At 60.2% G+C, this 23,212-nt stretch carries 21 protein-coding genes; 9 read left to right on the top strand and 12 right to left on the bottom strand.

What is annotated here, in order from left to right:
• The first annotated feature begins 187 nt into the window (after nt 1–187).
• From BUE92_RS04385 to BUE92_RS04360, 6 genes are read left to right on the top strand one after another with little or no spacing between them, the layout of a single operon-like run.
• Nucleotides 188–2,017, top strand: coding sequence for an extracellular solute-binding protein (locus BUE92_RS04385; protein WP_073522112.1), 1,830 nt, complete (start codon nt 188–190; stop codon nt 2,015–2,017).
• Nucleotides 2,014–3,852 carry an extracellular solute-binding protein gene (locus tag BUE92_RS04380; RefSeq protein ID WP_073522109.1) on the top strand — a complete coding sequence of 613 codons (1,839 nt, stop codon included), beginning with the start codon at nt 2,014–2,016 and terminating at the stop codon, nt 3,850–3,852. Before BUE92_RS04385 ends, BUE92_RS04380 begins: the two co-directional genes overlap by 4 nt.
• Nucleotides 3,853–4,926 (top strand): microcin C ABC transporter permease YejB, encoded by a 1,074-nt coding sequence (locus tag BUE92_RS04375; RefSeq protein WP_073522107.1) that lies wholly within the window; start codon nt 3,853–3,855, stop codon nt 4,924–4,926.
• Between the two features lies 1 nt (nt 4,927).
• Nucleotides 4,928–5,947 carry an ABC transporter permease gene (locus BUE92_RS04370; protein WP_003190688.1) on the top strand — a complete coding sequence of 340 codons (1,020 nt, stop codon included), beginning with the start codon at nt 4,928–4,930 and terminating at the stop codon, nt 5,945–5,947.
• A gap of 1 nt (nt 5,948) precedes the next feature.
• On the top strand, nt 5,949–7,550 hold the full coding sequence (locus BUE92_RS04365) for an ABC transporter ATP-binding protein (protein WP_073522106.1): 1,602 nt from the start codon (nt 5,949–5,951) through the stop codon (nt 7,548–7,550).
• Between the two features lie 35 nt (nt 7,551–7,585).
• The gene (locus BUE92_RS04360) at nt 7,586–8,479 is read left to right on the top strand and encodes an AraC family transcriptional regulator (protein WP_073522105.1); all 894 of its coding nucleotides are present in this window, start codon (nt 7,586–7,588) and stop codon (nt 8,477–8,479) included.
• On the opposite strand, the gene BUE92_RS04355 is transcribed toward BUE92_RS04360, so the two are convergent.
• The 3 genes from BUE92_RS04355 to BUE92_RS04340 all read right to left on the bottom strand — a co-directional run bounded on the left by BUE92_RS04355 (nt 8,421) and on the right by BUE92_RS04340 (nt 11,361).
• Entirely contained in the window at nt 8,421–9,008 is a 588-nt protein-coding gene (locus tag BUE92_RS04355; RefSeq protein ID WP_054897493.1) for a LysE family translocator, read from the bottom strand. The genes BUE92_RS04360 and BUE92_RS04355 overlap by 59 nt on opposite strands.
• 700 nt (nt 9,009–9,708) lie before the next feature.
• Nucleotides 9,709–10,338 carry a ribonuclease T2 family protein gene (locus tag BUE92_RS04345; RefSeq protein WP_073522104.1) on the bottom strand — a complete coding sequence of 210 codons (630 nt, stop codon included), beginning with the start codon at nt 10,336–10,338 and terminating at the stop codon, nt 9,709–9,711.
• Nucleotides 10,339–10,383: 45 nt separating this feature from the next.
• Nucleotides 10,384–11,361, bottom strand: a complete 978-nt coding sequence (locus BUE92_RS04340) for a Gfo/Idh/MocA family protein (protein ID WP_073522103.1) — start codon at nt 11,359–11,361, stop codon at nt 10,384–10,386.
• Between the two features lie 126 nt (nt 11,362–11,487).
• Here BUE92_RS04340 and BUE92_RS04335 point away from each other — a divergent pair, with 126 nt between their 5' ends.
• Nucleotides 11,488–11,850: an NUDIX hydrolase gene (locus BUE92_RS04335; RefSeq protein WP_073522102.1), complete on the top strand. Its 363-nt coding sequence runs from the start codon at nt 11,488–11,490 to the stop codon at nt 11,848–11,850.
• Between the two features lie 265 nt (nt 11,851–12,115).
• Here the strand turns inward: BUE92_RS04335 and BUE92_RS04330 are convergent, their stop codons facing one another.
• From BUE92_RS04330 to BUE92_RS04285, 9 genes are all read right to left on the bottom strand, one after another.
• A complete protein-coding gene (locus BUE92_RS04330) occupies nt 12,116–12,376 on the bottom strand; it encodes a hypothetical protein (RefSeq protein WP_073522100.1) in 261 nt (86 codons plus the stop codon).
• 4 nt (nt 12,377–12,380) lie between these two features.
• Nucleotides 12,381–12,827 (bottom strand): GNAT family N-acetyltransferase, encoded by a 447-nt coding sequence (locus BUE92_RS04325; protein WP_073522098.1) that lies wholly within the window; start codon nt 12,825–12,827, stop codon nt 12,381–12,383.
• Between the two features lie 98 nt (nt 12,828–12,925).
• The gene (locus BUE92_RS04320; protein WP_003191756.1) at nt 12,926–13,255 is read right to left on the bottom strand and encodes a hypothetical protein; all 330 of its coding nucleotides are present in this window, start codon (nt 13,253–13,255) and stop codon (nt 12,926–12,928) included.
• 110 nt (nt 13,256–13,365) lie between these two features.
• Nucleotides 13,366–14,439, bottom strand: a complete 1,074-nt coding sequence (locus BUE92_RS04315) for a class I SAM-dependent methyltransferase (RefSeq protein WP_014718237.1) — start codon at nt 14,437–14,439, stop codon at nt 13,366–13,368.
• Nucleotides 14,440–14,484: 45 nt separating this feature from the next.
• Entirely contained in the window at nt 14,485–15,933 is a 1,449-nt protein-coding gene (locus BUE92_RS04310; protein ID WP_073522095.1) for a class-II fumarase/aspartase family protein, read from the bottom strand.
• Nucleotides 15,933–17,366 (bottom strand): adenylosuccinate lyase, encoded by a 1,434-nt coding sequence (gene purB, locus BUE92_RS04305; RefSeq protein WP_073522093.1) that lies wholly within the window; start codon nt 17,364–17,366, stop codon nt 15,933–15,935. Before purB ends, BUE92_RS04310 begins: the two co-directional genes overlap by 1 nt.
• Before the next feature lie 29 nt (nt 17,367–17,395).
• Complete coding sequence (locus tag BUE92_RS04300; protein ID WP_073522090.1) at nt 17,396–18,382, bottom strand: HOASN domain-containing protein; 987 nt, start codon at nt 18,380–18,382, stop codon at nt 17,396–17,398.
• A 39-nt stretch (nt 18,383–18,421) separates the two neighbouring features.
• Nucleotides 18,422–19,417 (bottom strand): HOASN domain-containing protein, encoded by a 996-nt coding sequence (locus BUE92_RS04295; RefSeq protein ID WP_073522089.1) that lies wholly within the window; start codon nt 19,415–19,417, stop codon nt 18,422–18,424.
• Nucleotides 19,418–20,196: 779 nt separating this feature from the next.
• The gene (locus BUE92_RS04285) at nt 20,197–22,266 is read right to left on the bottom strand and encodes an EAL domain-containing protein (protein ID WP_073522088.1); all 2,070 of its coding nucleotides are present in this window, start codon (nt 22,264–22,266) and stop codon (nt 20,197–20,199) included.
• A gap of 344 nt (nt 22,267–22,610) precedes the next feature.
• On the opposite strand from BUE92_RS04285, the gene BUE92_RS04280 reads away from it, so the two are divergent.
• Nucleotides 22,611–22,865: a hypothetical protein gene (locus BUE92_RS04280; protein ID WP_256673935.1), complete on the top strand. Its 255-nt coding sequence runs from the start codon at nt 22,611–22,613 to the stop codon at nt 22,863–22,865.
• 11 nt (nt 22,866–22,876) lie between these two features.
• Entirely contained in the window at nt 22,877–23,206 is a 330-nt protein-coding gene (locus BUE92_RS04275; protein WP_073522086.1) for a DUF6388 family protein, read from the top strand.
• The last annotated feature ends 6 nt before the right edge of the window (nt 23,207–23,212 follow it).

Raw genomic sequence — 23,212 nt, 5'->3', positions numbered from 1 at the left:
CATGTGGGAGCGGGCTTGCTCGCGAATAGGGTGGCACATCAACATCTCTGTTGACTGACACACTGCATTCGCGAGCAAGCCCGCTCCCACATGGGCCTACAGCCAATTTCAAGATGCTTTTTCCAACCGGAACAAGCTGTTACTGTACCGATCATAAAGCCCAAGCCGCCTGGATCGGATCTCTGACTTGAAGCGTCCCCTCCTTCTACTAATAAGTCTGGCCTTGAGCTTTGCGGCGAACGCGACGATTACCGAGAGCCACGGTTACGCGCAGTTCGGCTCACTCAAGTACCCGGCCAAATTCACCCATTACGATTGGGTAAACCCTGCAGCGCCCAAAGGCGGGACATTGCGGGTGATGGCATTTGGCACCTTCGATACGCTCAACCCCTACACCTTCAAAGGTTCAAGCCCGGTTTCCACCGGCAACTTCCTGCAGTACGGCGTCAACGAACTCAATGAGCCCTTGATGGTGGGCACCGGGCAATACGCGCCGTCCGGCGATGAACCCACCTCAAGCTATGGCCTGATTGCCCAATCGGTGGAATACAGCGAAGACCGCAGTTGGGTGGTGTTCAACCTGCGCCCCGAAGCACGCTTTCACGACGGCAAGCCGATCACCGCCGATGACGTGGCGTTTTCCTATCGCACCCTACTGACCGAAGGCCACCCGCAGTACCGCACCAACCTGCAGGAAGTGGCCCGGGTCGACATCCTCAACCCTCACCGTATCCGCTTTGTGTTCAAGCGCGCCGGCAACCCCTTGCTGATCCTGCGCCTGGGCGAGTTGCCGGTGCTGCCCCAGCACTATTGGAAAAACCGTGACTTCAAGGCCACCACCTTCGAGCCGCCCCTGGGCAGTGGGCCTTATCGCATCACCAAGGTTGCGCCAGGGCGACAACTGGTGTTTGAACGGGTCAAGGATTACTGGGGCAAAGACCTGCCGGTCAACCAGGGTTTCTATAACTACGACAAGGTCGAAGTGGAGTTCTATCGCGACAGCGACGTAGCCTTTGAAGCCTTCAAGGCCGGTGAATTCGATATTTATATCGAGCATCAGGCCAAGAACTGGGCCACCGGCTACAACTTCCCGGCGGTCAACCGCGGCGATGTGATCAAGGCGCAGATCGCCCATCAGATCCCCACCCAGAGCCAGGGCCTGTTCATGAATACCCGGAGACCGGCGTTCAGCCACGCCAAGGTGCGTGAAGCCCTGGGGTTGATGTTCGATTTTGAATGGACCAATCGCACCCTGTTCAGCAGCGCCTATAAGCGTTCGGTGAGCTATTACCCCAACAGTGAATTCTCGGCCACAGGCCTGCCCGTGGGCCATGAGTGGTTGATGCTCTCGCCCTACCGCGACCAACTGCCGGCCGCGCTGTTTACCCAACCCTTCAGCCTGCCGCACACCGATGGTCGCGGCATCCCCCGCGAAACCCTGCGCCAGGCCCTGGCCCTGCTCGGCGAGGCCGGCTGGAAACTGTCAGGGCAGCGCCTGCTCGATAAGGACGGGCAACCGCTGCGTCTGGAAATCCTGTTGGTCAACCCGAACCTCGAGCGCATCCTGCAACCCTATGTCGAAAATCTGACCCGCATCGGCATCGACGCCCGCTTGCGCACCGTTGACCGTGCACAGTACAAACAGCGCCTCGATCAATTCGATTTCGACATGATTCTGATGACTCTCAACCAGACCTTGAGCCCCGGCCTTGAGCAGTGGCAGTACTTCCACTCCAGCCAGGCCACGATCAAGGGCAGCAAGAATTACGCGGGCATCGCCAACCCGGTGGTCGACCATCTGCTGGATCAACTGCTGGCGGCGCAGACCCGCGAAGAACAACTGGCCGCCGGCCGCGCCCTGGACCGGGTGCTGCTGTGGCAGCACTACAGCATTCCCAACTGGTACCTCAACTATCATCGCCTGGCGTACCGCAACCGGTTCGCCTTCGTCACCACGCCGCCCTACAGCCTCGGCCTGCGCGCGTGGTGGCTGAAAGCTTCGGAGAAAGCCCAATGATGTCCTTGCGTACGACCCTGCTCGCCAGCCTGTTGCTGTGCACCGCGGCGCACGCCGCGCCACAACATGCGCTGACCCTCTACAACGAGCCCCCCAAGTACCCCGCCGACTTCAAGCATTTTGACTACGTAAACCCCGACGCCCCCAAGGGCGGCACCTTCCGCGAATCGGCCATGGGCGGCTTCGACAGCCTCAACCCCTATATCAGCAAGGGCGTACCGGCAGACAACCTGCCGCTGATCTACGACACCCTGGCCATGCAGAGCCTGGACGAACCCATCACCGAATACGGCCTGGTGGCCGGCAAGATCGAAAAAGCCCCGGACAACAGCTGGGTGCGCTTCTATCTGCGCCCCGAAGCGCGCTTCCATGATGGCCACCCGATCCGCGCCGAAGACGTGGTGTTCACCTTCCAGACCCTGATCAAGGAAGGCAACCCGCTGTACCGCAACTACTACGCCGACGTCGATGAGGTGGTGGCCGAAGACCCGTTGCGCGTGCTGTTCAAGTTCAAGCGCACAAACAACCGCGAGTTGCCGTTGATCCTGGGGCAGTTGCCAGTGCTGCCCAAGCATTGGTGGGCGACCCGGGATTTTTCCAAGGGCAACCTGGAAGTGCCCCTGGGCAGCGGGCCTTACCAGGTGGCCGAGGTCAAGCCCGGGCGTATGATTCGCTACGAGCGGGTCAAGGATTATTGGGCCAAGGACCTGCCGGTCAATAAGGGCTTCTACAACTTCGATACCCGCATCACCGATTACTACCGCGACAGCACTGTCTCCCTGGAAGCCTTGAAGGCCGGGCAGTTCGACTACTGGCTGGAGTTCAGCGCCAAGAACTGGGCCAATGCCTACAACATTCCAGCGGTGAAAGAAGGCCGATTGATCAAGGAAGAAATTCCAAACGGCAACCCCACCGGCATGCAGGGTTTTGTGTTCAACATGCGCAAGCCGATGTTCCAGGACGTGCGGGTGCGCAAGGCCATCAGCCTGTTGCTGGATTTCGAATGGAGCAACAAGCAGCTGTTCAACGGTGCCTACACCCGTACCCGCAGCTATTTCGAAAACTCGGAAATGGCCGCCACCGGCCTACCCGGTCCGGACGAGCTGGCAATTCTCGAGCCGCTGCGCGACAAGATCCCTGGCGAAGTCTTCACCCAGGCATTCGAACCGTCCCACACCGACGGCAGCGGCATGATCCGCACCCAGCAACGCGAGGCCTACCAACTGCTGCAGGAAGCAGGCTGGAAGATTGTTGACGACAAAATGGTCGACAGCACGGGCAAGCCAGTGACCATCGAGTTCCTGCTGGCCCAGACCGAGTTCGAGCGCATCCTGCTGCCGTTCAAGCGCAACCTGGCAGACCTGGGCATCGACCTGGTGATTCGTCGCGTGGACGTCTCGCAGTTCGTCAACCGCCTGCGTTCGCGCGACTTCGACATGCTGGTAGGCAGTTTCCCGCAATCCACCTCGCCGGGTAACGAGCAGCGCGAGTTCTGGAAATCCTCCAGCGCCGACAAGCCCGGCAGCCGCAATTACATGGGCCTCAAGGACCCCGCCGTCGACCAGTTGGTGGAAGAGTTGATCGACGCCGGTTCGCGCCAAAGCCTGATTGCCCATGCCCGGGCGCTGGATCGTGTGCTGCAGTTCGGCTACTACGTGATCCCAAACTGGCACATCAAGACCTTCCGCGTCGCGTACTGGGACCACCTGGGCCACCCCAAGGTCTCGCCACGCTACGACGTCGGCACCGCGACCTGGTGGGCCAAACCCGACGTCAAACCCGCGGTATCCCTCGACACCACGCAGAACGCCGATGCGGCGAGCGGAGGCAATTGAATGCTGGCCTATATTGCTCGCCGCCTGCTGCTGATCATCCCCACGCTGTTCGGGATCTTGCTGATCAACTTCGTCATCATCCAGGCCGCGCCCGGTGGCCCGGTGGAGCAAATGATCGCCAAGCTCGAAGGCTTCGACGGCGCCACCAGCCGCATTGCTGGCGGCGGCGCCGAAGTCGCGGTGGCCGGTTCCAGCTACCGTGGCGCCCAGGGCCTGGACCCGGCGCTGATCAAGGAAATCGAAAAGATGTACGGCTTCGACAAGTCGGCGCCGGAACGCTTGTGGATCATGGTCAAGAACTACGCCCGGCTGGACTTCGGTGACAGCTTTTTCCGTGACGCCAAGGTCATCGACCTGATCAAGGAGAAGATGCCGGTGTCCATTTCCCTCGGGTTATGGAGCACCCTGATCATGTACCTGGTGTCCATCCCCCTGGGGATCGCCAAGGCCACGCGCCACGGTAGCCATTTCGATGTGTGGACCAGCTCGGCGATCATCGTCGGTTATGCAATACCGGCGTTCCTTTTTGCGATTCTGCTGATCGTGGTGTTTGCCGGTGGTAGTTATTTCGACTGGTTCCCCTTGCGCGGGCTCACCTCCAACAACTTCGAGGAGTTGAGCTGGGGCGGCAAGATCCTCGATTACTTCTGGCACCTGGCGCTACCCGTCACCGCCCTGGTGATCGGCAACTTCGCGACCATGACCCTGCTGACCAAGAACAGCTTTCTAGACGAAATCAACAAGCAGTACGTGGTCACCGCCAAGGCCAAGGGCCTGACCAATCGCCGCGTGCTGTATGGCCACGTGTTCCGCAACGCCATGCTGCTGGTGATTGCCGGTTTCCCTTCGGCCTTCATTGGCATCTTCTTTACCGGCTCGTTGCTGGTGGAGGTGATCTTCTCCCTCGATGGCCTGGGCCTGATGAGCTTTGAAGCGGCGATCAACCGTGACTACCCGGTGGTGTTCGGCACGCTGTTTATCTTCACCCTGCTGGGGCTGATCGTGAAACTGATCGGCGACCTCACCTACACCCTGGTCGATCCGCGTATCGACTTTGCCAGCCGGGAGCATTGAGATGAACCTGTCCCCCCTCAATCGCCGCCGGTTCGAGCGGTTCAAGGCCAACAAGCGTGGCTGGTGGTCGCTGTGGCTGTTCCTGGTGCTGTTCGTGCTGAGCCTGGGCGCCGAGTTGATCGCCAACGACAAGCCCCTGGCGGTGCACTTCGACGGCGGCTGGTACTTCCCGGCGCTCAAGCGCTACCCGGAGACCACCTTCGGCGGTGAATTCCCGCTGGAAGCCAACTACAAGAGCCCGTACATCCAGGAGCTGCTCAAGGCCAAGGACGCCTGGACCTTGTGGGCGCCCATCCCGTTCAGCTACCAGAGCATCAATTACGACCTGAAAGTCCCGGCCCCGGCGCCGCCGTCCTCGGTCAACCTGCTGGGCACCGATGACCAGGGGCGCGATGTGCTCGCGCGGGTGATCTACGGCTTTCGCGTATCGGTGCTCTTCGCCCTGACCCTGACCATACTCAGCTCGATCATCGGCGTGATTGCCGGTGCCTTGCAGGGCTTTTATGGCGGTTGGGTCGACCTGGCCGGGCAACGTTTCCTGGAGATCTGGTCCGGCTTGCCGGTGCTCTACCTGCTGATCATCCTGGCCAGCTTCGTGCAACCCAACTTCTGGTGGCTGCTGGGGATCATGCTGCTGTTTTCCTGGATGAGCCTGGTGGATGTGGTGCGCGCCGAGTTCCTGCGCGGGCGCAACCTGGAGTACGTGCGCGCGGCGCGGGCACTGGGCATGCAGAACGGGGCGATCATGTTTCGCCACATCCTGCCCAATGCGATGGTCTCGACCATGACCTTCCTGCCCTTCATCCTCACCGGCGCCATTGGCACCCTAACCGCCCTGGACTTTCTCGGCTTCGGGCTGCCGGCGGGTTCACCGTCGCTGGGTGAGCTGGTGGCCCAGGGCAAATCCAACCTGCAAGCGCCGTGGCTGGGCATGAGTGCCTTCGCGGTGCTGGCGATCATGTTGAGCCTGCTGGTGTTTATCGGCGAGTCCGCTCGCGATGCGTTCGACCCGAGGAAATGAGATGAATCAGGACAATCTGATCGAAATCCGCGACCTGAGTGTCGAGTTCGTCACGGGCGAGCATCACCATCGCGTGGTCAATCACGTCAGCTTCGACATCAAGCGTGGCGAAACCCTGGCGCTGGTGGGCGAAAGCGGTTCGGGCAAGTCCGTGACCGCCCATTCGATCCTGCGCCTGCTGCCCTACCCGTTGGCAAGGCATCCGTCCGGGACCATCGAATATGCCGGGCAAGACCTGCTGACCCTCAAGGAAAAGACCCTACGGCATATTCGCGGTAACCGCATCGCAATGATCTTCCAGGAGCCGATGACCTCGTTGAATCCGCTGCATTGCATCGAGAAGCAGATCAACGAAGTGCTCGGCCTGCACAAGGGCCTGACCGGCAAGGTCGCCACCCAGCGCACGTTGGAATTGCTGGAGCTGGTGGGTATCCCCGAGCCACACAAACGCCTCAAGGCGTTGCCCCACGAGCTGTCCGGCGGCCAGCGCCAGCGGGTAATGATCGCCATGGCATTGGCCAACGAGCCGGAGTTGTTGATTGCCGACGAGCCGACCACGGCGCTGGATGTCACCGTGCAGTTGAAGATCCTGGAATTGCTCAAGGAGCTGCAGGCGCGGCTGGGCATGGCGCTGCTGCTGATCAGCCACGACCTCAACCTGGTACGGCGCATCGCCCATCGCGTTTGCGTCATGCAGCAAGGTTGCATCGTTGAGCAGGCCGATTGCGAGACACTGTTCCAGTCGCCCCAGCATCCCTATACCCAGGAATTGCTCGCGGCGGAACCCAGTGGCGGTCCGGCCAACAACGCGGTCGGCCCACCGCTGCTGGAGGTGGACAACCTGAAAGTCTGGTTTCCGATCAAGAAAGGCTTTCTGCGCAACACAGTGGATTACGTCAAGGCCGTGGACGGCATCAACTTCAGCCTGCCCCAGGGGCAAACCCTGGGCATCGTAGGCGAAAGTGGCTCGGGCAAGTCCACCTTGGGCCTGGCAATTTTGCGCCTGATCGGCAGCCAGGGCGGGATTCGCTTCGAAGGCCAGCAACTGGACCGCCTGAGCCAACAACAGGTACGCCCGTTGCGCCGGGAAATGCAGGTGGTGTTCCAGGACCCTTTCGGCAGCCTGAGCCCGCGCATGTGCGTCAGCGAGATCGTTGGCGAAGGCCTGCGTATCCACAAGATGGGCACGCCCGCCGAACAGGAAGCGGCGATTATCGCGGCGCTCAAGGAAGTGGGCCTGGACCCCGAATCCCGGCATCGCTACCCCCATGAATTCTCCGGCGGCCAGCGCCAACGCATCGCCATCGCCCGAGCGCTGGTGCTCAAGCCACGCCTGATCCTGCTGGACGAACCCACCTCGGCCCTGGACCGCACGGTACAACGCCAGGTGGTAGAGTTGCTGCGCGGCTTGCAGGCCAAGTACAACCTGACCTACCTGTTTATCAGCCATGACCTGGCGGTGGTGAAGGCGCTGAGTCACCAATTGATGGTGGTCAAGCAAGGCCAGGTGGTAGAGCAAGGCGATGCCCAGGCTATTTTTGCCGACCCGCAGCATGCCTATACCCGGCAGTTACTCAAGGCGGCTTTTTTGGTACCGGCCTGACGTAACGCGGGTGCAAAAGCAGGAGAAATAACGCCATGTCGCTCAGCCCAATCGCCCGCCCCGCAGGCACGCCACGCTTCTGGCGCGACGAACGCCTGCCGTTCATCGAAGCGCGCAGCATCGCCGACGGACGCAAGGTCACCTATACCCGGCACGCCCATGAGCATTTTTCCATCGGCGCGATCACCACGGGCTGCAGCTATTACCACTACGGCGCGCGCACCTTCGAAATCAGCGCCGGCACCGTGGTGCTGATGAACCCAGGCGACGTGCATGCGTGCAACCCCATCCATGACCAGCCCTGGTCCTACCACATGCTGTACCTCGACACGCCCTGGCTGACCGACCTGCAATACCAGTTGGGGTTCAGTACCGACCAGGGCTATCGAGCATTCGACACGCCCCATACCCGCGAGCCGGTGCTGTACCACGGTTTGCTCGACCTGTACCGGACACTGCTGGATGAGCAGGCCGAACTGCTGCAAAAACAGAGCGCGCTGGTGAGTTACTTCACCGAGGTGCAACAGCGCCTGAACCCTTCGCTGACGCCGGTACGCGAGGTCAACCACAAACTGGAACGCGCCGCCGACTACATCCACGCCCACTGCACGCAGGCCTTGAAACTCGAAGACATCTGCCAGGCCGCCGAACTGTCGCCGTCTTATCTGATCCGCGCATTCAAGCAGTATTACGGCTTGACGCCCCACGCCTTCATGGTCAACCGACGCATCCAGTTCGCCCGCAGCCAACTGCGCAATGGCGCACTGATTGCCGACGTCGCCCTGGCCGCGGGCTTTGCCGACCAGGCGCACTTCCAGCGCACCTTCAAACAACACTTCGCGGCCACGCCGGGGCAATACCGCGAAAACCTCAAGCCATCAGCAAATAACCCACACTGGCCACCAGCAACGCGGCCATTGAGCGGTTGAACAGGCGCACACCTTTGGGGTTGTTCAAGTAGCGGCGCAAAAACGTCCCCGCATACGCCCAGCACGCCACCGACAGGTAGCAGATCACCAGGTAAAGCGCGGCAAACAACCACACCTGCGCCGCATCGCCATCGGCCACGAACAACCCCATGCCTGCCACACACGCCAGCCAGGCTTTCGGGTTGAGCCACTGCATGATTGCGCCATACAGCATCGACGGCGCGGTGTGCGCACCGTCAGCGTCCAGCCGGCCATCATCCACTGCCAGCTTCCAAGCCATATACAACAAGAACGCCACGCCGCCCCAGCGGATCAATTGAATCAGGATCGGCCAACGCACCAATACTTCATGCAGCCCCAGGCCGATGAGCACCAACAACAAGGTAAAACCCACGGCGGCGCCAAAGACATGTTTCTGACTGGCGACGAAACCGAAACGTGCGCCAGAACTTAAAGCGACCACATTCACCGGTCCCGGCGTGATGGACGTGGCCAGGGCAAAGGCGGCCATGGAGAGAATCAAGCTCATTGCAGTTCCTTATGTGATCCCAAGCGAGGTTGAGATCACGGTACCGCGCAGGGACACGAGGGTATTGAAGAAAATGCCCCTGGGTACTTCAGAAACGGACGCTGATCTAATTAGTGCCCCCGCGATCAACTGTGGGAGCTGGCTTGCCTAGGATAGCGGCCGTTCAATCGACAGAGATGTCGAATGTGCCGCCCACAGGTAACCACGATGCGAAGCGAGCCGCTCTTGATCTGGCTCTTGATCTGCTTGTGATCTTGATCTCAGGCGCCCCGTTAAACCACGCTGGCCGAACGCAGGCTTGAATTCGTGGGTAACCCGGCAGGACGCCGGGTTAGCCGTCCTGGGCCAAGGATGGCCCATGACGGCGGCCCACGGATTCAAGCCTGTGTTCGGGCACACCGAGCCTAAGCGAGGTGCCGAGTGGTGGGGCAAGAGCGTTTTGCTTACTTTTGTCTGGGCCGGCATTCCGGCTTTTCAAAAGTGAGCCGCTGTAAAAGCGGAACCCTAAGCAGCCGTTACCGCAGGAATGGATATGTACTCGGTATTACGGTGTCGACTGTGAGGCCGTCTTCGCAGGCAAGCCAGCTCCCACAGTTGGATCGCGGGGGCGTCAGGTAGATAGCCATCGGCTGGCAAGCCGCCATCGCAGCGATACGGCGACCCAACAAGCCAGCTTTCATAGTGGGTTCCAGGGCACCTCTCAGCGCTGGGTGGGAATACGAATATCGCCCCCCCGACATTGGCTCTTCACACTGCGCGGGCAACCCGCAAACGCCAGATCCTTGGTCAGGCACACCCGTACTTCCGACAGTACCTTGCCCTTGCAGATCACCGCCATACCGTGGTTGCCCATGCGTGGGTTGCTCTCGCGAAACAGCGCCTCGATCTCATTGGCCTGCAATGACGGCGGCGTATTGAACGGCTGCAGTTGCTGCGGAATGGCAACCGCACCGAGCGCCACATCGGTCTTCTCCAGATACTCCAACGGCTCCAGCCCACTGCAGGTGCCATGCTTGGCCCACTCATGCTTGAGCAGCGCGCGGGTGGGAAACAGCGCCGCGCCCTTGTCCATTTCTGCCTCGCTCAAGCGTGTCTGCGGTGTACAGGACGCCGGCCACCCTCCCCGCGCGTATTGCGGCCACAAACCATGCAGCACAAAGCCGTAGCCTTTACCTGAGCATTGTTCGTTGCCTGGGTGCGTGAGGCAAAACGTGGGTGACCACGAAAGCGATAGCACATAGAAATCAAACTCACCCGCCTGCCCCTGGCTGCGTGGCGCCGCCGTTGCCGCGGTGGCCATCAACAGCCACAACACCATCCAGTATTTCATCCCGGTATTCCTTTAAAAGAGTAAAGCCTTACGCTATCGCCACGACTAGGGATGCTGGGAGTAACGGCGTAACACCTTGTCCAGGATGATATCGGTCTTCAGCGCTTCGATGCCCAGCGACGGATGCTCGGCCTCGCCACGAATATGCGCGTTCATGTTCAGGACGTGGTGCCATTGAATATGTGTGTGACACGGCACGTCCAACACCTCGGTGGTCTCGCCTTCAAGACGCAGCGGCTGGTCCTCGAACACCGAGAACTGAATACGGCCGCGACTGCCGATCAGTTCGACCCGGTCTTCGCGTCGGTCCGCCACAAAATTCCAGCAGCCCATGCCCAATGCACCGCTGGCAAATGTCCAGCAGGCCGTCACGGCATCTTCTGCCGCGTAGCGTCCAGCCTGTCGCGCCGAAAAGCCTGAGACCTCGACGATGTCCCCGGCCAGGTACTGGAACAGGTCGAACCCATGGCTGGCCAGGTCGGCAAAGTAACCGCCACCGGCAATGGCCGGATCGGTGCGCCAATTGGTTGCGTCGGAGTCTGTTACGGCAGCTGGTTTGCACAAGGTCCAGGTCAGGTGGCGCAACTCACCGATACGGCCTTCCTGCAGCCAGGTGCGCACTTGCTGGAAGCGTGGCAATGAACGCCGGTAGTAGGAGACAAACAGGTGCAGCCCGGCGCGCTCGAATGTGCGCTGCATCAACGCGCTCTGTTCAGCATTCAGCGACATCGGCTTTTCGACGCAACAATGTTTGCCCGCCGCGGCCACCCTCAGGGCGTACTCAAGGTGACTGTCGGGCGGGGTGGCGATGTAGACCGCATCCACCTCGGGGTCATCGATCAAGGCCTGGGCATCGGTATAGCGACGGGCAATGCCATGGCGCGCCGCATAATCGCGCACCGCCTCGGCACGCCGCCCCATCACGGCGACCAATGCCGAACCTGGCGCTTTATAGAAAGCCGGTCCACTCTTCAATTCAGTGACACTGCCACAGCCGATCATGCCCCAGCGTATGGTCTTCATCTGATGTCCTCGGTCGTATTCGTCAATCGGGCAGTATCCACATACCGGCCCTGGCGCGCCATAACCACTTAGCATGACAATTGCATTACACTTTTGTGACATCCATCCGGCGCGGGGGCACATTCGATGAAAATTAGGGCGACCGTCATTTGCGAACATGAGGGGCATATCCTCTTCGTGCGCAAGGCCAGATCAAAATGGGCATTGCCCGGCGGGAAAGTAGAAGCGCACGAGCGTCCGGTAGGCGCAGCGGAACGCGAGCTGGAAGAAGAAACCGGTTTAAACGTGGACGGCTTGCTGTACCTGCAGGAGCTCAAGGCCCGCGACACCGTCCACCATGTGTTTGAGGCGTCGGTGGTCAATATCGACGAGGCACGGCCGTGCAACGAGATCGTCGATTGCCAGTGGTATGCCTACAGCGCCCTGAACGAGCTGGACACCACGGACGCCACCCGCCACATCGTCAAATCCTTCCTGCGGCGCCTCTGAGGTAGGCGGAGGTTAAATCGCGGGCAAAAAAAATCCCAAGTAGCTGATGGAAACTTGGGATTTAAAAATGCATAAACCGTGGGAGGTGAACGCCCGGCTATAGTAGCGACTGCAAAAACATGTAACAAGATTATTTTAATCCTTTCGTCGGATTGAAAGCCTCGTAAGTCATTCAATAACCACATGTTTTTTAAGGTGGAAGGCAGTAGTCGTGCTACTTTTTGGTGCAAGTAACGATAGTAAGCCCCTGTATAAAAAATGGTTATTAATTGGGCGCAGCGCTTTCAAGTAACTGTTCACTTAACTGCTTGCATGTTTCTTGAAGGGCCTCACGACTGGAAGCGGTGGTGCCCACCACGGCCTCCAGATGACGACACAGCGTCAGGCGTTCAGCCGCCTCTTCGCGCTGGCGGTCGACCTTGGCGTTGAGTTGAATGAAATAGAACCCCAGTAGCACGGCGATGCCCAGCACACCCACCGCGAGGTAGCGCAAGCTGTTGGACGATGGCGGCTCTGGGGCATTCATGGCCTTATGGCGCCCTGCTCTTTTCATAACGAACGTCATCACCATCGACCGGCCCCACGACCGACCAGCCCAGGCGCTGATAGAACCCATTGGCCCGGATTTCATCACGCCCATCAGTCACCAGGTAGAGCCTGTCGTGGCGCTCAAACAGGGCCGCCTCGGCCACCGCCATCAGTTGACGGCCCAGCCCAAGCTTCTCGTGCGAGGGCAGCACGAACATTGCGAACACTTCACCTTCATCCAGGTCGACCATGGAAAACCCCGCCGCCTGGCCGTCCACTTCCGCGATCCAGCCGCAAGGTGCTGCGCGCAACGTATCGCTCAATACCTGCGGGGTAATCCCCAGGCCAGCCATCTGTTCAAGGCTCAGGTGGTTTTGCACCACCGAGGTGCGAATCGCGCACAGCGTGTCGACGTCATCAGGTGTCGCCGTTCGAATCAGCACTTGCATACCCGCCTCCATCAAGAAAGTGCGCAATTGTATGCAAATACTCACACGGGGTTTGTCGTGGATTTGTAAAGGCCCCACGGCTGGTGCGGGGCTACGGATTACTTGCGCGCGACCTTGTAGCGCAGGCAATCCTGATAAAAGCTTTGACGAATCGCCTCGGGCTTGAGCCTTGAGCGGCTGTCATAGGTCTGCTCGGTGATGCCCATGGCCATCATGCGCATCCACGATTTGCTGAACTTGAGGGTCTGGATCTTCTGACGGGCCGCGTACAGCGAAACGCCGGATAACTTGAGTTCCTGGGCCCTGGCGGCCGTGCCTGCGCCCCAACTGCACATGTACTTGTCACCCTCGCGCAATTCCCTGGCCTGCGCGACAGTCGCGCCGCCGGCCAGGGAGCAGGCAATCAGCATCATTCCCACAGAGCGCATTTGCATCCTCACCTAACCACCTGAAAATAAAAGTGATTTTGGCGAGGATTTTGTTACAAAGGGGCCATTAAATTGCCTTACTGCGCAAAGCGACTCGCGGGTGCTTCCTATCAAGGCTTGAGTTCGAACAGCGCCGGCATCGGTGGCCACTGCGAAGGCACTTTACGAAAGCGGCTGAACCCGGCTGCCTCAGCCATCTGGCGGGCACGCTTCTCGCCCATGAATGCCCCCAGCCCTGCCCCGCCGTGGGACAGCGAACAGGTCATGCAATAGAGGGTGCTCTGGGGGTACATGACGCGCCCGAACAGGTTCATGTTCTCGTGCAGTTCTTCGGACAGGTTGAGCTCCACCATCAGGTAGGTACCGTCTTCGGCGGTGGCGGCGCGCAAATCCTTGAGCATCTGCTGAGGGTCGGTGGCATCGTGGATCACCACAAAGGTGGTCACGAAGTCGAATTGCTGGCCGCGCAAGGCATCGGAGTCGTTCACCTCGAATTGCACCCGGTCACCGACACCGGCCGCTTCGGCGTTGGCCCGCGCCAACTCGATGGAAGGCAGGTGGAAATCGCAGCCGACAATGCGCGCCTCGGGGTAGGCCTTGGCCATGGTGATCGCTGCCAGGCCCGCACCGCAGCCGAAATCCAGCACACTGCCGCCGGTCTTGAGCTTCTCTTCGACGCCGTCCAGGGATGGAATCCAGTGCTGGACCAGGTAGTGCTTGTACCAAGGCATGGTCATGCGCTCCATGCCTTTCCAGGTTTCCAGCGGAAACGCCTCTTCAGCGCAACCGCCGCCATGGCGAAAGGCCTCGATGACCTTGGGCGCCATGCTCACGAACGGCACGCTCAGCTGGATAATGCCACCGGCAAAATACGGCGAGTCTTCATCGGCCAGCACCGGCACAAACTCGGCGGGCATTTGGTAACGGCGGGTTTGCGCGTCGTAGGTCACATAATTGCCGGTGGCCATGCTGCCCAGCCATTCGCGCAAGTAACGTGCGTTGTAGCCGGTCTTGTGCGCCAACTCTTCCAGGGTCACCGCCTGGCCGTCGGCCAAAGCCTTGAACAAACCGAGCTGGTCGCCGATGTAGAGCATCGCGCCGCGCAGCGTGTTGCCGTAGTCCTCCATGATGCGCGCCGAGAATTGTTGGACCTTGGCTTTATCAACTTCCATAACGTTGGACATCTGTCGCTCCTTGATGAATTTGCAAATCTGTTCAGAGATCAGTGATTAGCGGGCTGCGAGTTTGGAGAGCACGTTATCGACGATGCGTTCGGACATCCCCAGGTGGGTCCTGGGCTCGAACAGCCGTGCCAGGGTGTCGTCATTCATGACAGCACGCACCCGCGCATCGGCCTCGATTGCCTCGCGGATCGACACGTGATTGCGCTGGCTGGCCTGGGATACTTCGAAGATGATCTGGTAGGCGCTGCTCTTGCCCAGCTTGCGCGCCATTTCGAACACCACCGCTTCGGTGCAGATGGCATCGCCATAGGCCTGGGCGGTGCCTTCCATCTTCTGCACATTCACGGTGAGCCCATCGATGGTCTCGGTCAGAATCGAGAGCGCCATCAGTGCATAGTGGGAAACGTCCGCGACTGCGCACCACTCCAACCGCGTACCACGGTAATCGCGCTCATGCTCAAGAATCATCGCGTCCAGCGCGAGCATGACCTGGGCCTTGGCCAGCCGTGCCAACACCACCACCTGCTCGCAGCCTTCGGGGTTGCGTTTGTGCGGCATGGTGCTGCTGCCGATCTGCTGGTCGCTCCAGCCCACTTCCACTTCAGCGATTTCCCAGCGATTGAGCGTACGGATTTCATCGGCTACGCGGGCCAACGAGGCGGTGACCATGGCCAGGGTGCTGACGAACTCCGCAACGCGGTCACGGGACACATGCCAGCCCGTCAGGGGCACTTGCAGCGACAAGCGCTGGGCAAAACGCTCCAGCATCGGCATGGCGTCCGGGCCGAACGCCGCCATGGTGCCGACCCCGCCGAACAGTTGCACCACCAATACACGCTGGCGGGCTTCGGCCAAGCGCTGCCGGTGGCGCAATAGCTCATCGATCCATCCGGCGACCTTCAGCCCGAAGGTGGTCGGCAAGGCGGGAATCGAGTGGGTCCTGGCGACCATCAGCGAGTCACGGTGCGCATCGGCCAGGGTCGACAACTTGCCCAGCAAAGTCTCCAGGGCCTGGTCCATCGCATCAAGAACATCGCGCATCTCCAGGGACTGGGCGGTGTCCTGGATGTCTTGGGTGGTAGCGCCGTAATGCACGTATTCACGGGCACTGGGGCTGCAGTTTTTTTGCAGAGCGCTCAGCAATGGCATCAGCGAATGCCCAGTGGCCACCACCCCCTCGGCCAGTTGGCGCACATTGATGCCCGATAGCAACGCGGCCTTTTCAATCTCCAGGGCCGCCTCGCGCGGGATGATGTTGACATCGGCCTGGGCCATGGCCAGCGCAGCTTCCACGTCCAGCCAACGTTGCAGGCGACAATGACTGCAGAAGATCTTGCGGCTCTGCGGGCCGGCATAACCTGAACCGTGGGTTTTCGAATCGAGGATGTGGCTGTGTTCGTGGCGGCATTGCTCGCCGTCATGATCAAAGCCCGGGTGGTCCGAACGTGCGGTGCAAGACGCACGGGCTGTCATTTCCAATGTTTGCGCATCCATCACATACCCTCCGTAGCGTACAGGGACTGACTGGTATTGCCTTGGGTTGCCATCACTGCTTCAGCGCCATCGCCTGAAGCGCGAGGTCGTGCTTTAGTTGCCACCAGATCGACCATCTCGGCCGCAAGCCCCGTGTAGGCTGTCGGGTCAAGCAAGTCATCGAGCGTTTGCGGGCTGAAACAACCGCGCAGCCGAGGGTCGCCAAGCAGCGCGTCGCGAAAGCAAACGCCCGCGTCCTGGGCTTGCAGGGCGATGTCGTGCACCAGATGATGGGCCGTCTGCTTGCCACACCGAGGCGCCAGCGCAAGCATCACGCGCTCCGACAGGATCAGCCCGCCCAGCAAGTCCAGGTTGCTGCGCATGCGCGCTTCACGCACCTGCAGCCCAGCCAGCAGCAAGCCTTCCATACGAGCGAGCAACGCACCGGCGTAAATGAACAGCTCGGGTAAGGCCGCCCATTCGATGCGCCAGGTGGTGCCGTCACGCTCGTGCATCTGGAAAGCGGCGTCGGTCAGCGCAACCATCTGCGCGCGCACCAGCCGCGACAGCGCGCTGATCAGGTCCACCGTCGATGGGTTTTGCTTGTGGGGCATGGTGCTACTCCCCACTTGCCCGGCTCGCCGCCCTTCGCGCACTTCGTCGATCTCGGTGCGCTGCAGGTGGTAGATCTCATTGGCGACACGGCCCAAGGTCACCGACGCCTGCACCAGCAACCACGCCGCTTCCAGGATGCGGTCGCGGGCGCTGTGCCAACTGCTCAACGGTGCCGACAGGCCGAGGCTTTCCAGGGTGCGGCGCTGCACTTCCAACCCCTGCGGGCCAAGCCCGGCCAAGGTGCCCACGGCGCCGGTCAGGTTGCCGACCATCACCCGGGCGTAGGCTTCGTCAAAGCGTTCAAGGTGCCGATCGATCTCGTCGACCCACACCGCCACCTTGTAGCCGAACGTGGTGGGCAGTGCGTGCTGCCCATGGGTCCTGGCGACCATCGGCGTGTGCTTATGGCGCAGGGCGAGCGTGAGCAGATGCCCACGGATCCCGCACAGGCGCTGCACCACCAGGCCCCAGGCATCGCGAATTTGCAGAATCAGCCCGGTGTCGAGGATGTCCTGGGTGGTCACGCCGTAATGCACGTATTCGCCCAGCCCATCGGCGCATAACCCCTGCAAGGCGCGCAGGGTCGGCACCAGGATGTGCCCGGTTTCCAGGCCTTCGCGCCCCAACGCGTCGAGGTCCAGCAGTTCCACGCTGGCTACCCGGGCAATCTCCCGGGCGGCCTCGTGGGGGATGAGGCCCATCTGCGCCTGGGTCGCCGCCAGCGCTGTTTCAACATCGAGCCACTTCTGCACCTGATTGGCATCAGAGAAGATCGCAGCAAATTCCGGGGACGAGTAAGCGCCCCCGTGGATACGGGATTCAGTGATATGACTTGGCATGTCGGGTTACTCGGGTTGTCCAGGGAGGGCTACTTCACACGTTGTACTTCTTCCCAGACTGCATCGTAGTAAGCCCGCTCCAGCCGGAAGTGCTCGGCCAACGACGTCAGGAACGCATTCTGGAACCCGAGGTCCGGAATACGCCGTGAGATCAGTGCCCATTCACGCTTGGCCCGCGGCGGCACCAGGCTGATGTGCACTTCGTAGTACTCCGCGTCGTCCTGGCTCAAGCCGGCGTTGCGCAGGGCGTTGTACAGCTTGCCGTGGTTGCCCGGCACCACCAGTTCGGTGATGTAGAACACCGCCAGGCCCCAGCCGACATCTGGGTTGCGGAAACAGCGTGCGCGGTTGTTGAGGTAGGCGATTTCCTCGGGCATCGTCGAGAGCGCCTCGAAATCGGCATTCAGGCCCACGGCGGCAAGCAGCTTGGCCAACAGCCGAGGGTGGGAGCGCCGTTCGTCTTCTTCGCCCAACTCGCCGTAGAGATAACGCGCCAGGGCGGCGGCCTCGTCCACATCGGTCAGGTTGACCAACAGGTCGGCGGCATCCCGGTACAGGCGGTACGTGCGGAACCATTGGTGGCGCAAAAACACCTGCAGTTGCTCGCGAGAAGCTTTGCCTTCAAACACATACTGCGACATCGGATGGTTTTCCCGCGACTGCGCGGCAATCTGCTCTTCCAGGCGTTGCTGGAAACCAGCCTCGGACAAGGGCGATGCCAGGTCGACTGACGGCATGAAACGCTCTTGCACGCTATAGACGGCATTGGCCAGCCAGCGCCGGGTCGAGGCTGTAGCAACGTCATCGCTCAGCGACAGGATGTACAGCAATTGCTGGCACTGCGCTGCATTTGCGGCGTCGCCACGTTGGCCGGTCTCGCACAGGGCGCGCAGCATATTGGCGGCAATTTCGATGCGATTGAACGTCGCGTCCGGCTTCAAGGCTTCCGCCAACAAACGGGCTTCGGCGGTGTGAATATTCTGCAATTGCGGCAGGGAAAAATTACGTGGGCTCATCATGTGCTCCATTATTTTTGTTTTCGGATCGCAGGTCGTTCAGGCAGACAGGCGTTGGGCCTGCATCTGCTGCCACAGGCTGTCGAAGTAAGCCTTGTTGATTTCAAAGTGGCGCTTCAGTGCGCGCATGAACGTGCGCTGAAAGCCCTCCTCGCTGGCGAACTTGGCAATCAGTGCCCACATTTCCTCGGTGTCGATCTCATCCTGGGTGCCATGCAAGCGGTGGAATTCGCTGGGCTGCTCTGGAACGTCTAGGCGCTGCAACAGCTCGTAGATGCGCCGATGGTTGACGCAACTGACAGACTCGACCGCATACAGCAGCGCAAGGCCCCAGGCGACATCCGTGTGGCGCACACAGCGAATGCGATTATTCAGGTAGGCTTTTTCCAGCGGATGCAGCGCGGGGAAGTCGATGGCCAGCGGAATATCGAAATACTCCATCAGATGGGCGAGCATCGCCGGGTGCGAACGCTCCGGTGTCTCAGCCCCCGCTTCACCGTAGAGGTTGCGGTAAAACACCGAGGCGTCCTCGATGGCTTCGAAGCGAAAGGCCAGTTCGGCCAGCAGGCTGTAGAAGTTGTAGGAACGGGTCCAGTGATGCTCCAGGAAGAAGCGCACATCCTGCATCGGCGGCGTACCTTGGAACAGGTGCACCGACATCGGGTGGTTGACCCGGCTGCGTGCTGCGATTTCAGCGTCCACTTGTTGGCGGAACTCCTCCACCGGCAGCGCGGTGAAACCCGGCACGTCGGCGGCGAACTCATCTTCGACGCGGTAGACCTCGCTGGCCATCCAGCGCCGGGTCGGTTCGGTGCGCGGGTCACCTGGAATGTGCAGTTGCAGCAGGGCTGACTGGTAGTGCGCGTAGGCGTCGGCGTCTCCCGCCAGGCCTTGCCGAGTCACCGCGAGCAGCGCTTCCAGCGCGCGGGTGACCTGGGTGAAGTTGGCGCCGGTTTCCAAGGCATTCGCCATCAGCCGCGAGGCGGTGGTGAACAGATCGGAATCCGAGCGTTGTTGCAGGGCAGCAGTATCCATTGATAACCCCTGAATCTTGTTTTTGTGGTTGGGCATACTCGGAAAAAAGCCTAAAGGTTCCCGTAGTGGCAAGGTCAACACCTGTAGGAAAATTCTTTCAAGGCTTGGGGATGGGAGGTGATGGCTTCAGGGCGGCCCCCTAAGTAGCCGTTACCGCAGGAATGGATATGTACTCGGTATAACTGTGCCGGCTGTCAGGCCGCCATCGCAGCATAGGTATCTACATAACTCTGTAAGCTCAACGGTAACCACGATGCGAAGCGAGCCGCTCTTGATCTGCTTTTGATCTTAGGCGCCCCGTTAAACCACGCTGGCCGGAATTCGACAGGGATTTGGGGGGTAAACCGGCAGGGATGCCGGTTTAGCCGCCCCGCGCCATGGATGGCGCGTGGCGGCGGCCCCCCAAATCACTGGCGGATTACGGGTACACCGAGCCTAAGCGAGGTGCCGAGTGGTGGGGCAAGAGCGTTTTGCTTACTTTTGCGCTTTTCAAAAGTGAGCCGCTGTAAAAGCGGAACCCTAAGTGGCCGTTACCGCAGGAATGGATATGTACACGGTCCAACTGTGTTGACTGTCAGGCCATCTTCGCAGGCAAGCCAGCTCCCACATTTAGATCGCGGTGCGCCAGTTAGATCAGCGTCGGCTGTCAGTCCGTCACGGGAGCAAGCTCCCTCGCCACAGGTCCAGCGTCGCACCAAAGTTATGTAGGTACCTATGGTCATCGCCGGCGAGCCAGCTCCCACAGTTGGATCGGGGTGCCAGGTAGATAGGGTCGGTCATCAGACCAACGCCCTGCGCTCAAGCACAAAGCGCGGCAACTGATCCCCAGGCAGTGCCTTGCTGAAATACCAGCCCTGGATAAACAACTCAGGCCCGTTACTCAAGAACGCCAATTGCTCAGCCGTCTCAACCCCTTCCACTATCACACCCAGGTCCAAGGCCTCGCAGAAGCGCAACATACCGGTGAGCACCTGGGCGCCTTTAGGGTCGTGCTGGGCAACCACAAAACTGCGGTCGATCTTGATGAAATCCACAGGAAACTGGTGCAGATAGCTCAACGCAGAAAACCCAGTGCCAAAATCATCCAGATAGACCTTGGCCCCCATGGCCTGCAACTTCTGGATGGTCTGGCGGGTGGCCGGGATGTCGCTGACCAGCGCGTCTTCGGTAATTTCCACTGAAACTTGCCCACGGGCCTGGCCAAGAATTTCCACCAGGCGGTCGCCATAGGCGGCGTCCTTGAGCGTGGTGCTGGAAATATTGATGGTCATCGGCAGTTCAAAACCCACCTTCTGCCATTTCTGATACTGGCGCACTGCCTGGGATGCCACCCACACATCCACGTCCGGCATCAGCCTGGCGTGCGCCAGCCATTGCAGGAATTCCCACGGCGAATGCACCGTGCCCTGGCTGTCCCGGGCGCGCATCAGCGCCTCGCACCCGGTGCACAAACCGGTGCGGGTGGAGACCTGGGGTTGAAACTCAAGGTAGAACTCGTAATCGCTGATCTGCTGGATGCGGTTCAACTCAGCGGCCTGGCGGGCCAATGTCTGGTGGGTGGCCAGCACCGGGTCGAACTCCAGCAGACGGCCTTTTTCCTCAAGGCCGCGAAACGTCATGTCCAAAGATTTGAGATACACCGTGCCGCCATCGCTGGACTGGCGATGAATCGCTCTCACGTAGGGCGCATACACCAGCGTCCCGGCACCCAGCAGAACAATCTGCAACACCACCGCCGCCACGTCGCCGTGGGTGCTGAGGTATGCATTGAGCAGCACCGGGGCGGTAAACGGCACGCTGGCCACCGCCGGCGACACCCAGCCCAGTTGTACCACCATCAACGCCACCATCGCGTTGAACGCCGGTACTAGTAGAAACGGTATAAACAGGCGCGGGTTGAGGATGATCGGCAAACCGAACAACAGCACCTCGCTGACATTGAATAACGACAACGGCAAACTCGCTACCGCCAGCAAGCGCATGGACTGGCTTTTGGAAAACAGCAGGATCGCCAGCAGCAGGCATAAGGTTGCGCCCGAACCCCCGATAAACGCAAAACTGCCCAGCAAGCCGTTGTTGAGCAAGTACAGCACCGGCTCCCCCGCCGCCAACGCTGCGCCATTGAGCGCTACCGCCTGGTCCAGTGCATCGAATAACGGCTGCATGGCATACACACCGTGAATGCCGAAGAACCACAGCAGTGAATTCATCAGTGTGACAAACAACCCACTGCCGTAAGGCGCCTGCAACGCATCAAGCGCCTGCGGCCCCCGAATTTGCGCCACATGGGGGATCAACAGCAGCAACGACAACACCGCCACCAACGACAAGGCCGTGAGTGCGCCGGGCAGCACCATGTTGATAGTGCCCTTGAGGTTATGGCCTACCAGGTCTTGGTTGACCAGGCGCGTCCAGCGAAAGCGGTGCAACCAGGCAATGGCCGGCACATTGATCAAGGGCGAAGCAATGGCAATAAACAGTAGGAAAGTGGCCGAAGCACGAGGGTACTCACGCAGCACGAAGGTGGCGACCACCACATGGGCCAGGCACAGAAAGGCGACCGGCAGCTGTGGCAAACGGTGTTGAATCGCCAACATATAACCGATGGAGGCCGCGACCAGCAGTGGAATTACCGAACTGATCTGTTTGTGCAACCCCGCCAGAAAACTCACCACCTGCGGATCGAACCCCAGCGCCCGGGCGCATTCGGACAGAATCAGGAAACCGGCGGACACCAACAGGCATGGCAGGATCCACAGCAGTCCTTCCCGAATCGCACGCAACGACTCCGCGCTGGCCAGGACCGCCAGGCGCTGGGTGAGGAAGAGCTTGAACAGGGTTTGCGCCATGGGCCGTCCTCTGCCTGTCACCGACTGCGCTGACAATCAGGGCCGGAAACACTCGCTAACGCTACACGCCCTGCTAGCCGAAGCGAAAGCCTTTATGCCCGTCCCTGCCCCGATTTTTTGCCAGTGAATGCAAGGTTGCTAGACTAATTCCCTACCGATTTATCGAACTTTCTGACTTGAATCATCCCCTAAGGCTGTCTGAGTCGGTATCATCCGCGCGGTTTGTGCGTGTTAAAGGATGTTACAACCTGTCTGATAATGGGTACGCACTCAGGGAATCTTGCCTGGAACGACAACAGGCCAAAGGAGAGAACCTCACTATGCAAGACAAGCGCTCAAGTAACATGCGTCCTCTATTCGTCACCATTGTGCTGTGGTTGTGCAGCGTGGCGTTGCTGTTTGTGATCAAGAACGTCATTGAATTGTTTACCGGGCCTGTGGCTGAAACCTGGGTAGACCTGACGCTGGTGCTGATCGCTTACCTGATGTTTTTCTTGCTGGCGCCGTTGCAGAACTGGATGCGACGCAGGTCGCGCAAGCGTGCCCGCCATCATCTCAACGCACGTACATCCGATAGCAGCTCTCATCCTTCTCATTAAGGTGTCTACCTGTGTCGGCACCTAACGATACTTATCAGCTTGCACTGGACAGGTTCCTGTGCGAACAACCGCAGGTCGCTGCCGAGCTGGACAGTCTTAATCCGCTGGTAGCCCAGGCCAGGGGCGAAACCCTGGCGCAGTATCGCGCCGAACGCCTGCATGAGGCTTTCGAAGCACACGCTGAACAGCAACAGCTGTTCGCCTGGGAGTTGACCCTCAAGCTGACGGCCGATTCCACCGAAGCCTTCGAGGCCCAGCGCCGTGAAGTGCATAAAGAAGTCGCACAGATGGCGGGCATGGACTGGCTGGAGTACTGCCAGTTGCACGGCTTGGCCGTTTGACCTCGA

The sequence above is a fragment of the Pseudomonas fluorescens genome, from assembly GCF_001902145.1.
Classification (GTDB): Bacteria; Pseudomonadota; Gammaproteobacteria; order Pseudomonadales; family Pseudomonadaceae; genus Aquipseudomonas; species Aquipseudomonas fluorescens_BV.
Note: the sequence above shows the minus strand (reverse complement) of the source record. Positions and strands in the feature narration are given on the sequence as shown.